Origin of the sequence: Massilia hydrophila, from assembly GCF_020208145.1 — a bacterium.
Classification (GTDB): Bacteria; Pseudomonadota; Gammaproteobacteria; order Burkholderiales; family Burkholderiaceae_D; genus Telluria; species Telluria hydrophila.
On the sequence record NZ_JAHYBX010000007.1, the window covers coordinates 57,325 to 69,425 of the forward strand.

The 12,101-nt window shown below is 64.8% G+C and carries 14 protein-coding genes; all 14 read left to right on the forward strand.

Annotated features, from left to right (window positions below; all coding sequences use genetic code 11):
• Positions 1-128 precede the first annotated feature (128 nt).
• The 14 genes from LE190_RS16135 (at position 129) to LE190_RS16200 (ending at position 12,094) form a co-directional block, all read left to right on the forward strand.
• Positions 129-605, forward strand: a complete 477-nt coding sequence (locus tag LE190_RS16135) for a phage terminase small subunit P27 family (protein WP_225239662.1) — start codon at positions 129-131, stop codon at positions 603-605.
• Positions 556-2,295: a terminase large subunit gene (locus LE190_RS16140; protein WP_225239663.1), complete on the forward strand. Its 1,740-nt coding sequence runs from the start codon at positions 556-558 to the stop codon at positions 2,293-2,295. The genes LE190_RS16135 and LE190_RS16140 overlap by 50 nt, the downstream gene beginning before the upstream one ends.
• A gap of 8 nt (positions 2,296-2,303) precedes the next feature.
• Entirely contained in the window at positions 2,304-3,557 is a 1,254-nt protein-coding gene (locus LE190_RS16145; RefSeq protein WP_225239664.1) for a phage portal protein, read from the forward strand.
• Entirely contained in the window at positions 3,535-4,386 is an 852-nt protein-coding gene (locus LE190_RS16150) for a head maturation protease, ClpP-related (protein ID WP_225239665.1), read from the forward strand. Before LE190_RS16145 ends, LE190_RS16150 begins: the two co-directional genes overlap by 23 nt.
• Before the next feature lie 4 nt (positions 4,387-4,390).
• Complete coding sequence (locus LE190_RS16155; protein WP_225239666.1) at positions 4,391-5,647, forward strand: phage major capsid protein; 1,257 nt, start codon at positions 4,391-4,393, stop codon at positions 5,645-5,647.
• A 57-nt stretch (positions 5,648-5,704) separates the two neighbouring features.
• Positions 5,705-5,908 (forward strand): hypothetical protein, encoded by a 204-nt coding sequence (locus LE190_RS16160; RefSeq protein WP_225239667.1) that lies wholly within the window; start codon positions 5,705-5,707, stop codon positions 5,906-5,908.
• Between the two features lie 18 nt (positions 5,909-5,926).
• Positions 5,927-6,424 carry a hypothetical protein gene (locus LE190_RS16165; RefSeq protein WP_225239668.1) on the forward strand — a complete coding sequence of 166 codons (498 nt, stop codon included), beginning with the start codon at positions 5,927-5,929 and terminating at the stop codon, positions 6,422-6,424.
• Between the two features lie 33 nt (positions 6,425-6,457).
• The gene (locus tag LE190_RS16170) at positions 6,458-9,340 is read left to right on the forward strand and encodes a sialate O-acetylesterase (protein ID WP_225239669.1); all 2,883 of its coding nucleotides are present in this window, start codon (positions 6,458-6,460) and stop codon (positions 9,338-9,340) included.
• The gene (locus tag LE190_RS16175) at positions 9,337-9,642 is read left to right on the forward strand and encodes a phage head closure protein (RefSeq protein WP_225239670.1); all 306 of its coding nucleotides are present in this window, start codon (positions 9,337-9,339) and stop codon (positions 9,640-9,642) included. Before LE190_RS16170 ends, LE190_RS16175 begins: the two co-directional genes overlap by 4 nt.
• Complete coding sequence (locus LE190_RS16180; protein ID WP_225239671.1) at positions 9,639-10,160, forward strand: HK97-gp10 family putative phage morphogenesis protein; 522 nt, start codon at positions 9,639-9,641, stop codon at positions 10,158-10,160. The genes LE190_RS16175 and LE190_RS16180 overlap by 4 nt, the downstream gene beginning before the upstream one ends.
• A complete protein-coding gene (locus LE190_RS16185) occupies positions 10,150-10,503 on the forward strand; it encodes a DUF3168 domain-containing protein (protein WP_225239672.1) in 354 nt (117 codons plus the stop codon). The genes LE190_RS16180 and LE190_RS16185 overlap by 11 nt, the downstream gene beginning before the upstream one ends.
• A 101-nt stretch (positions 10,504-10,604) precedes the next feature.
• Entirely contained in the window at positions 10,605-11,252 is a 648-nt protein-coding gene (locus LE190_RS16190) for a phage tail protein (RefSeq protein WP_225239673.1), read from the forward strand.
• Positions 11,253-11,342: 90 nt separating this feature from the next.
• On the forward strand, positions 11,343-11,780 hold the full coding sequence (locus LE190_RS16195; RefSeq protein ID WP_225239674.1) for a phage tail assembly chaperone: 438 nt from the start codon (positions 11,343-11,345) through the stop codon (positions 11,778-11,780).
• A gap of 26 nt (positions 11,781-11,806) precedes the next feature.
• The gene (locus tag LE190_RS16200; protein WP_225239675.1) at positions 11,807-12,094 is read left to right on the forward strand and encodes a DUF1799 domain-containing protein; all 288 of its coding nucleotides are present in this window, start codon (positions 11,807-11,809) and stop codon (positions 12,092-12,094) included.
• The last annotated feature ends 7 nt before the right edge of the window (positions 12,095-12,101 follow it).

The following is a 12,101-nucleotide window of genomic DNA, read 5'->3' on the forward strand; positions in this document are numbered from 1 at the left end:
ACGAGTGCTGTTTCAGCATGAGTGCCGGGGGGGGGCGGAGAAAGTCTAGCGCGGCATCAAGAAGGGACCGCCTGCTCCCCTCCGTTCGCACAACCGCGAATTGAAACTTTTTTTCTAGGACCGAAATCATGGCTGGACGCCGCCCTACACCGACCGCGCTGAAGCTGGTCAAGGGCAATCCCGGCAAGCGCGCGACCAACAAGAAGGAGCCCAAGCCGGCGCGCCAGATTCCGTCCTGCCCTGCACACCTGGCTGATGAGGCGAAGGTGGCATGGGGGCGCCTAGTCGTCCTGCTTGACCGCATGGGCGTGCTGACCGAGGCCGATAGCTTTGCCCTTGAGCGCCTGTGCGACTGCTATGCCGACATCCTGGCGTGCCGGGAGCTGGTCGAGCGCGACGGCCGCACCTACACGACCCAATCCGAGGGCGGCACCCTGATCAAGACGAACCCGGCCGTGAACCAGCTGCGAGCGGCCGACGCTCAATTCAAGAGCTACCTGGTCGAGTTCGGCCTCACGCCTGCGGCGCGCACGAAGGTGAATGCGAAAGACCCCGATGACGACGACAAAGACAAGAAAGACCCGATCGGGGAGTACTTCGGCTGACCCAGTCACTCAATACGCTCAGGAAGTAGTCGACGGCACCCGGATCGCTGGCCCGCATGTACGCGCACAATGCGCGCGCCACCTCGCCGACCTGGTTGAAGGCGGTAAGCGTGGCCTGGTGTGGGATCTTCCTGCGGCGCTGAAGGCGATCGGCTTCTATCAGGACGTACTGAAGCTGAACGGCGGCGACTTCGAGGGCAAGCCGTTTATCCTGCTGCCGTGGCAAAAGTTCGTCGTGGGCAGCATCTTCGGCTGGAAGGGTTCGGACGGCTACCGGCGCTTCCGCGTGGCCTACGTGGAAACCGCGAAAGGCAGTGGCAAGTCTCCGCTGGCAGCCGGTTTCGGCATGAAGGGGCTGGTGGCAGACGGCGAAGCGCGCGCCGAGATTTACTCTGCGGCGACGAAGAAGGATCAGGCAATGATCTTGTTTCGCGACGCGGTCGCGATGCATGACCAGTCGCCCGAGCTGTCGAAGCGCCTGACCAAGAGCGGCACCGGTGAGAAGGCCTGGAACCTCGCGTACCTGCAGACCGGCTCGTTCTTCCGGCCAATCAGTAGCGATGATGGACAGTCGGGCCCGCGCCCGCACGTCGCGCTAGTCGACGAATATCACGAACACAAGACGGCGACCGTGCTCGAGATGCTGCGCGCGGGTACGAAAAGTCGACGCCAGGCACTGATCTTCATCATCACGAACGCTGGCGCGAGCCGAAAGTCTCCGTGCTGGAACTCGCATGAATACGCTGCCAAGGTCGCGTCCGGCGAGTTGATTGACGACGCCTTCTTCCCGTACATCTGCGCGCTCGACGAGGGCGACGACCCGTTCGAGAGCGAGGATTGCTGGCCGAAGGCGAATCCCAGCCTTCAGGATGCGAACCTGCCCGGCTACAAGTACATCCGCGAGCAGGTGACGGAAGCCCGAGGCATGCCATCGAAGGAATCGCTGGTGCGCCGGCTGAACTTCTGCCAGTGGACGGACGCGGAGTCACCCTGGATTAGCCACGAAATCTGGAAGGCGGCGAAGCTCGACTACGACGTCGAGGAGCTGCGCGGGCGCCGCGCGATTGCCGCGCTCGACCTGTCTAGCACGACCGACCTTACGGCGCTCGTCTTCCTGGTGGAGCCGGTCGAGACCGGCGAGCCTTGGAAGCTGGCTGCCTTCCCCTACCTGCCAGACGCGGACTTGCAGCGCCGGTCGGATCAGGATCGCGTGCCGTATGTGCAATGGAAGGCTGAAGGGCTGCTGGACACGACCCCTGGTCGTGCGATCAGTAAGCGGATCATCCTGCAGAAGCTGTCCGCCATGTGCGACTTCTTCGAGATCATCGGCTGTGCCTACGACCGCTGGCGGATCGAGGATTTGCAGCAGATGGCCGCGGACGACGGTATCAGCCTGCCGGAGATGACGCCCTTCGGTCAAGGATACAAGGACATGAGTCCGGCAATCGAGCAGTTCGAGACGATGCTGCTCAACGGCGAACTGGCGCACAACGGGCACAAGGTGCTGACGATGTGCGCCGGTAACGCCGTCACAACCCAAGACGCGGCGGGCAATCGAAAGCTGGACAAGGAAATTGCAACCGGCCGCATTGACTTGATTATCGCGGCGGTTATGGCCGCAGGCCTGGTGAATACCCTCCAGACGCCGGAAGAATCTGCCTACTCGGATCGCGGCATTCTCATGTTTTAAGGAACCCCATGGAACTTTTCGACGCTCTATCCGCCACAGCGCACTGGCGGCCGGCGCTGTCGCAGTTGCCCGAACCCCAAGTGTTTGCTGCGCTGACCAGCGCCGACCTGCCGGCATTCATGCGCGGGGGTGAAACTGCCAGCGGCGAGTACGTCACGCCGTCGAAGGCCCTGGAGAACATGGCGATCCTGCGCAGCGTCAGCCTGATCTCGGAGTCGATCGGCATGCTCCCCTTGGGCCTGATGGCACGCGGTGACGACAAGGCGTACGCCACCGAGCACGCAGCCCATCGCCTCTGCAAAAACAGGCCGAACGAATACCAGGGCCCCTACAAATTCAAGAGCACGATGCAACTGCGCGCCCTGCTCCATGGGAACGCCTACGCGCGCATCATCTGGCGTGGAAATACGCCTGTCCGGCTGATCCCGCTGGACTCGAACAAGGTCACGCCGAAGCTGAACGACGATTTCACCGTTTGCTACGAGTACCGGCGCCCGGATGGTGGCATCGTAACCCTGGCTGCCCGCGAAGTCCTGCATCTGGCCGACCTGGCCGACGACGAGCATGGCTTGATCGGCCTGTCTCGCGTGAAGAAGGCGCGCGAAGCGATCGGCCTGGCCTTACAGGCTCAGAAAGCCGCCGCGCGCGTGTTCAAGAACGGCGTCATGGCCGGCGGCGCGCTGTCCTACCCGCGCAAGCTGGACGACCAGCAGATCAAGAACATTCGCGAGAGCCTGGAAGCCCGATACGCGGGAACGGAGAACGCGCACAAGTGGATGGTCCTGGAAGATGGCATCACCGCTGAAAAGTGGGCCAACTCGGCCCGGGATTCGGAGCTCGGCGAGAGCCGCGACCATCAGATCGAGGAGATCGCCCGCGCCTTCGGTGTGCCGCGTCCGCTCCTCATGATGGACGACACGTCCTGGGGCTCTGGCATCGAGCAACTGGGCATCTTCTTCGTGCAATACGGCCTGCAGCACTGGTTCAACATCTGGGAGGACGAGGTCGCGCTCAAGCTTCTGAGCGAGAAGGAGCGCGATCTCTACTACGCCAAGTTCAACGAGCACGCGCTGCTGCGCGGCACGCTGAAGGACCAGGCCGACTTCTTCGCCAAGGCCCTGGGTTCGGGCGGCAGCCAGCCGTTTATGAAGGCAAATGAGGTCCGCGACCGCCTGGACCTCCCGAAATCGACCGACCCGGCTGCCGAGTCGCTTCAAAGTACCCTCACAAGGAAAGCGAATGTCCCTGATCAAGCTACCTGAAATCCGGGCGGACGCCCGCATCGCCACCGCGCAGTTCGATCTGCGCCAGGACGCGCTCGACACGTGGGAGCCTGGCGTCCGCGCCGCGGCCGACGGTGACGCAAAAACCATCAGCATGTACGCGCCGATCGGGCAGACCTGGGACGGCGAAGGTGTGACCGCGCGCCGCATCGGCGCCGCCCTGCGCGCCATCGGCGACCACGATGTCACCGTCAACCTGAATTCGCCTGGCGGCGATTTCTTCGAAGGCGTGGCGATCTACAACTTGCTGCGCATGCACTCGGCCAAGGTGACCGTCAACGTCATGGGCATTGCCGCTTCGGCTGCGTCGGTGATCGCCATGGCCGGCGACGAAATCAACATGGGCGAAGGTTCGCACCTGATGATCCACAACGCCTGGGTTGTCGCCGCCGGCAACCGGCATGACATGGCCGAGGCTGCGGCCTACCTGGAACCGTTCGACAACGCGATGCGCGACCTGTACGCCGAGCGCACCGGGCTGGACGCCAAGGTGATCGCCAAGATGATGGACGACGAGACCTTCATCGGGGCGTCCGACGCTGTCGAGAAGGGCTTCGCCACCGGCAAGCTCGACCGCGACGCCATCAAGAAAGACGCCAAGGCCGCGCAGCACATGAAGGTGCTGGCCACCGTCGAGTCCTCGCTGGCGAAGTCCGGCCTGAGCCGGGCCGCGCGCCGCGAGACGCTCAACGCACTGTTCAACGGCAAGCCGGGCGCTGCCGTGAATCCCGATGCCATGCCGGGCGCTGGCAACGACACCGAAGTTGAAGCCTCGCTTCAAAACCTCCTGAATACCCTGAAAGGTTAATTTTATGAAATCGAATCGTGTCATGATTGGCGCCATCGCAATCGCAGCATCCGCCCCGCGCGGCATCGTCAGCGGCGTGCGCGCCGACGGCAGCAACGCCACTCAGCTCGTCCAACAGCTGCAGCAGGCGTTCGCCACCTTCAAGGACGAGCACACCCGCCAGCTCACCGAGCTGAAGGCCGGCATCAACGACCCGCTGCAGGCGAGCAAGGTCGAAAAGATCAATGCGGACATCGCCAACCTGCAAGCCGCAATCGACGCCCACAACACCAAGATGGCCGCCATGGAAATGGGCGCCGGCGGCGCACGTCCGCTGAAGGACCGGGAATACAGCGAGGCCTTCCAGGCACACATGCGCCGCGGCGACGCCCAGGCGGCCCTGAGCAAGGGTGCTGCCGACGACGGCGGCTACACCTCGCCGATCGAGTGGGATCGCACCATCACCGACAAGCTGGTGATCGTTTCGCCGATGCGCGCCCTGTGCTCGGTGCAGTCTGTCGGCGGCACCGGCTACAAAAAGTTGGTCAACCTGCGCGGCACCACCTCCGGCTGGGTCGGCGAAACGGATGCTCGCGACGAGACCAACACTCCGAAGCTGGGAGAGCAGGCCTACGGCTGGGGCGAAATCTACGCCAACCCGTCGGCAACCCAGCAGATGCTGGACGACAGCGAAATCAACCTCGAGCAATGGCTCGCGGGTGAAGTCGACGTCGAATTCGCGTACCAGGAAGGCAAAGCATTCGTCTCGGGTGACGGCACCAAGAAGCCGCGCGGCCTGCTGACCTACGCCGCTGGCGGCGCAAACCTGCACCCGCTGGGTGGCATCGAAGTCATCGGCTCGGGCGCGGTCGGCGCCATTACCGGCGATTCGATCCTCGACCTGGTGTATGCCCTGCCCGAAACCTTCACCGGCAACGCGAAGTTCGCGATGAACCGCAACACCATGCTGCGCATCCGCAAGCTGAAGGACTCGGACGGCAACTACCTGTGGCAGCCGTCGCTGCAAGCTGGCCAGCCTTCCACCCTGGCCGGCTACGCGATCGCGGACATCCCGGACATGCCGGGCGTCGCTGCGAATGCCCTGTCGATCGCGTTTGGCGACTTCAAGCGCGCCTACAAGATCCTGGACCGCGTCGGCGTGCGCGTGCTGCGCGACCCGTACACCAAGAAGCCTTACGTGATGTTCTACACCACGAAGCGCGTTGGCGGCGGCCTGGAAAATCCGGAGTGCATGAAGTTCATGAAGATCGCCGCAGCTTAATCGCTGCTTGACCCAGGAAGGCCTGGCTGATGTCGGGCCTTTTCATTTGGAGTGCACATGAAACTGACGAAACCATTCCTCGGCGTGCCGGATGGCGAAATCTACCCGCACCAGTACCAGCCCGGCGACGAGTGCCCGCCTGAACTGCAGGCCGCTGCCGTCGTCCTGGGCGCCGCTGACGCGCCGGCGGGCGCTACGCCCGCCGTCGACCCGACCGAAAGCCCCGCCGCGGCACCGCAAGCCGGTCGCAAGAAGAAATAACTCACCAGGAGCATACCCATGCCAGTCGCATCGTCTGACATTCAGTACCGCCTGTCAGGCGGTGCATCGAACACCGTCGCAGCCGCATCGCTCGGCGGTGCGAAATCGAGCCAGCCGGCGCCCGCATCACTCTTCGACTCCGTGTCGGGAGCGGAGGCCGCCGCCGGCGACATCGAGTACCGCTGCATCTACGTGCACAACGCGAGCACGACGGACCCGCTAACCAACGCAGTGCTGTGGCTGGCTGCAAACACACCGAGCGCCTCGACGGACATCGCCGTTGGCCTGGGAGCCAGCGCCGTCAACGGAACCGAGTCGAGCGTCGCCGATGAGAGTTCCGCGCCGCCTGGTATCACGTTCTCCGCTGCCGCGAGCAAGGCCGCCGGCATCGCTCTGGGCACCATCCCGGTCGGTCAGCACCGCGCCGTGTGGGTGCGTCGCAGCGTCGCGGCCGGCGCGCCGTCGGCGGGCAGTGACGGCGCCACCCTGCGCGTCGAGTGCGAATCCAGTACGTAGAAAGTTTGAAGCCGTAGAGACGAGGCGCAAAAGATGACGATCAAATTCAGCAAGAGCGCCGGGAACCAGTGGCTGACCGTGGCAGACAACGCCGCCCTCACCCTGCCGAACGGCGATTGGACGGTAGGCTTTGTCCTGCAGCTCGACGGCGACCAGTCGAACATCAACGCCGAATACATCGTCTCGAACGCTGGCTTCTCCGTTTCCGGATCGCTCCAGATCGCATACCGCACAGGGGCGAGTTCGTCCAACCCTGGCCGGATCGTCGTCTACTTCGGTACCACTGCGACGGTGCGCCTCCAAGGGCCGGCCGCGATTACGTCGGGCGCGCACCAGGTCATCGTCCAGCGCAGCGGCAGCAACCTGAGCATCAAGCAGTGCCCCATCCTTGGTGCCGCGCCATCCGATGGTTCTTCCGTCCTGTCTGCAAGCGCGACAGGGCCGACGACCGCGCTTGACGGCGCTGGCCTGTCCATTGGCAACCGTCAGGATCTGCCTGCGGATCGCCTGTGCGACCAGTCCATCGGGCGCGTGTTTGCGATGGCCGGCACGCTGACCGACCTGGAGATTGCGCGCCTGGCCTACGGCGAGGAAATCACCAGCCTGGGCAAGACTCCCGCCTGGTACGTCCGCATGGACGATGTTTCGGACTTGTCCGACCGCGGCCAGAACGGCCTCACGTTCACCAAATCGGGCAGCCCGGCGACCAGCAGCACGCAGCCGGCCTACGGCTATGTCCCTGCTGGCGTAACCGACGCGATCGATGGCAACGAGCTGCCAGCGGAGCGGATCTACCAGCGCAGCGGCGGCGCAGCAACGATTGCCCTGTCCGGCACCTATGCTGGCACCGCCCCGACGGCGGTCGAATACCAGCTGTACGCGGCAGACGGCGTGACGGTGCTACACACCTGGGCTGCTGTAACGGGCGCGACTATTGGCAGCGGCACCTGGTCCGGCTCCGTGGCGATCCCCCAGGGCGGCATGTACCGCATCGCGTACCGCAGGAGCGGTGGCGCCGTGTCGGCAGTCAAGGCAAACCTGTTCGGCGTGGGTGACCTGATTGCCTGCTTCGGGTCGAGCAGCGCGGAACGCATGTTCCTGTCCAGCTCGGGCACCGGCTTCACGCCGGCCGCCAACGTACGCAAGTTCGACGGCGCCTGGGCCACCTTCGGCACCGATGGCTGCGCGATCCCCTTCGCCAACTCTCTGGCATCGCAGGCGGGCGTGCCTGTCGGCCTGCTCGACTATGGCGAGGGCGGCACGCTGCTGGCCGACTGGCTCAACACCAGCGGCGCCCAGTTCACTGCGCTGAAGAACGGCATCACGGCCGTGGGCGGCAAGCTCGCAGCGGCCTACCTCACGGTCGGGTCGAACGACGCGGCCACGAGCACGATCAGTTCGCGCGCCTCGCACCGCGATAACCTGCGGCAGCTCGTCGCCAACCTGCGCACCTACGTGGGCCAGGCTTCGCTTCCGATCCTACTGTCGGGCATGAACCGGCGCACATCCTACACCGTGGGGGCCGCCACCTACGCCACGCAGGCCAACTACCTGCGCATGGCCGAGAACGACCTGGGCGACGACGCCAGCGTGTATCACGTCCAGACGCTCGACCTACTACTGAGCGGCGACGGCATCCACCTGTCATCGGCTGGCGCGGGCTTTCCGGCCAGCGCGGCGCGGGCGGCGTACGTGCTGGGCGCCGCAATCTACAGTGGCAGCTACCGTCGGGGCCCGAAGCTCGCGGCAATCAACGCCCAGGGCACGACGATCACGGCGACCCTCGCGCACCGCGGCGGAACCGACTTCACGCCGGCATCTGGCATTACCGGCTTCACGGCCAGCGATGCCTCGGGCGCGCTGACGCTGTCGCCTGTCGTACGCGCCAACGCGACCACGATCACGCTGACGGCCAATCGGGAAATCGTCGCGCCGCTTACCGTCCAGTACCTGGCCGGTGGCGCGCCTGCGGTCGGAACTCCAGTTTTCGACAACGGGGCAACTGCGCTGCCGATGGCGGCGGAGACGGACCTGGCAGCATCGGTCGTCAGCTACGTGTCGAGCGACTACCAGCTCGCCTATGCGATCGAGCCGAACGTGGCCCTGGTCTCGGCGGACTATGCGATCGCTTATGCCGTCGAGTCGCTGGCGACGCTGGTGGCCGCGGACTATTCGCTCACGTACATCATCGAGCCCACCGTCACCACTGTGGCGGCGGATTTATCAATCTCTTACGTGATCGAGCCCAGCGTGACGCTGGTGTCGTGCGACTACATGATCAGCTATTCCATCCTGGCTGCTGCCGGGGGCGCATACACCCGCGCGCCACTCGGCAGCACCCGATCCATGACAGGCTGGGCCGATGTACGGTCGACGAATCGCCAAGTCGGGATTTCTGCCGGCCTGCCTGTGCTGCTGGCTTCCGCCATCGCCAAGGCGCGCGCCGACGGCGCCGGCATGGACGCTGAGATCGAGCTGGACGTGCGCGGCATTGCCGGCGAAGTCGAACACCAGCTGCAGCGCGCCCTGGTCGAGCAGACCAGGTGCGTGACGCTGGACCGCTTCCCTGATGCGATCAAGCTGGCCATGCCACCGCTGCTGACCGTCGAGAGCGTCAAGTATGTCGACGTGGACGGCGTGCAGCAGACGCTCGACCCGCAGGATTACCTGGTCGATTCGGTCAGCGAGCCGGGGTACGTCATGCCGGCGCCGGGCCGCAGCTGGCCGACCACGGCCGATCGCGCGAATGCCGTCGAGGTCCGGTATCGCTGTGGCTATGGTCCTGACCACACGGCGGTGCCGGCGCCGATCCAGAGCTACATTCTGGGGCGGCTTCAGGCGCAGCATTTGCCGGCGGAGGGTCGCACGGCCGCGTATCTCGAAGGCCTTCTCGACGCGTACAGGGTGTATGGATGAACGAGAAAATCACACTTCAGACGCCCCCGGCCGGCCGGGATGCGATCGGCCAGATTGTTGGCGGCTGGGAGAGCGTGACGCCCGATGTATGGGCGGACGTTCGCTTCCAGACCGGCGCCGAAGTGCTGCGCGGAGGCCTCCCGGTGTCGACCGTCCGTATCTCCGTGATGGTCCGCGCGCGCAGCGACATCGATAACACGATGCGGATTGTCCATAAAGGCATCGGCTACGACATCAAGGCTGTACTGCCAAATGCCAAGGACCGCCGCTTCATGTTCCTGGTCTGCGAGGCTGCGAAATGATCCGCATCGAGGGAACAGACCTTGCCGAGATCGTCGCCAGCACAGTGCAGGGCATCCGCGACTCAGTCGACGAGTCCACGCTGCGCAAGGTCGGCGTGGCCGGCGCCGCCGTTTTCCGCGACGAGGCCAAGCAAAACGCCCAGGCGCACGTCCAGACCGGGACGATCTACCGCAACATCATCATCAAGCGCCTGGAAGGCGAGTCGGATGGCGGCAGCAAGCAGGTCTACCTGGTCACCGTCCGCAAGGGCGACTACGGCGGCGGCGACGCCTATTACTGGCGCTTCGTCGAGTACGGGCACAAGTTCGTCCCGCGGAACACCAGGATCAACGCACGCACCGGCCGCAAGACCGGATGGGCCGCGCACCGCCGCGCCGCCGAGCTCGAGTACGGCACAGCCAGCGCCCCGGCCTACCCTTTCATGCGACCCGCGTACGAAAGCAAGAAGCGACACGCGACCGACGCCATGACCCGCACGCTGGCTGAACAACTCGCAAGGAACTCACGTGACCGCTGAAGCCCTGATCTACGACGCCCTGAAGCATCTGGCCGGCGGCCGGGTGCTGCCGGACTTCGCGCCGGAAGGCACTGCCCTGCCCTTCATCGTCTACCAAGCAGTGGGCGGCGAGCCACTGAACTTCATCAGCGGCGAGCAGCCCGACAAGCAGAAGGTCCGCATGCAAATCAGCGTGTGGGCTGGCGAATCTCGCCTGGTCGCGTCCGAACTGGGCCGGCAGGTTGAGGAAGCCATCCGCGCCGCGACCGCGCTGCAGCCCGAGGTTGCGACTGGCCGCATCGCCACCTACGACGAAGAAACCGAATACCGCGGCACCAGGCAGGACTTCTACCTGTTCTGCTGACCGCCCCATTTCCATCCGAGCCGCCCCGAGAAATCCGGGCGGCTTTTTTCTTGTCCGCTACGGACTCTACTAGTGCCCGATGAGGGCAAGAAAGGCAATCCATGGCAGTCCAACTCCCGAACGGCATTACCTGGGCGCTCGCCGCCAGCTATGCCGCCGCGATCAGCGTCAGCGCTGCAAGCAATGCAACCGAGGCGGTCCTGACCACCGCTAACAACACCTACGCCGTCGGCGACATCGTCGAGTTCACCAGCGGCTGGACGCGCGCCACGAACCGCGTATTCCGCGTGAAGACCGCGACGGCCACCAGCGTGACCCTGGAGGGCTTTGACACCACGTCGACAACCCTGTTCCCCGTCGGCGCAGGCGCGGGCTCGGTGCGCAAGGTCATGACCTGGACCCCGATTACCCAGGTGGTCAACGCGACCAGCTCGGGCGGCGAGACCCAGTACACGACCTATTCGTTCCTGGAGAGCGACAGCGAAACCCAGATCCCATCCGGCACCTCGGCGCAGTCGCTGGACTTCGAGATCGGCGACGACCCGTCGCTGCCGCACCACAACGCGCTGAAGGCGGCTGCCGCCAGCCGCGCGATCACCGCCGCGCGCGGCCTGCTGCCGTCCGGCTCGGTGATCTATTACAACGGCATCTGGTCGTACGACGAGACCCCGACCATGTCGAAGGGCCAGATCATGACCGTCCGCGCTGGTTACGCGCTGCAGGGCAAGCCGGTCCGCTACGCATCGTAATCCGTTTTGCCAGCCGGCCCTCCGGGGCTGGCTTTCCTGCCGCGAGGTCGCCCCTCGCGGTCTTTTTCTTCCCTTCGAAAGCACAACATCATGGCAAAAGCAAACAAGATCGTTCTCGGCAAGCGTCCGGAGACCTTTTCCAAGGAAGTCTCGTTCCCGATGCTGGACGGCTCGACCGGCTGCATCCGTATCGACTACCTCTATCGCACCCGCAAGGAGCACGCGGCCTTCATCGACAGCATCCAGGCGGGCATCGAGGCCAAGGCGAAGTCTGAATCCGAGCGCTACAAGGCGCTGGCCGATGCCGGCGAAGACCTCCCAATGCTCAAGCAGTCGGACGTGGTGAGCTATCAGGTCGAGGCCAACGTCGACACGATCATGGGCGCCGTCAAAGGCTGGAACCTGGACATTCCATTCGACCGAGAAGCCGTCGAGCAGTTGGTCGACGAACTGCCGGCCGCCGTCGCCGCAATTCTGACCGCGTACCGCGAGGCGATCACCGAAGGCCGCCTGGGAAACTCCGTCTAGTCGCCGCGGCGATGTACGAACCCGCCATGTCCGAGAAGCAAATGGGTGAGCTCCTCGCTGCCGGGTTTTCGCCGGATGACGTCGAGGCCGGGGAGCCGGTCGAAATATGGCCGGAGAACCTGCCGGCCTACGACGCCTTTTGCGGTATGTCCACGCAGTGGCGGGTCGGTATGAGCGGCGCGACGGGCCTGGATTACAACGCCCTGCCGGTCGTGCTGCGACTGCAAGGCGCGCCGCGCGCGGACTGGCAGCAGCTATTCGTCGACATCAGGGTAATGGAGCAGCAGGCGCTGCTGTCCATGCGCGCGGAATAGCGCCGAG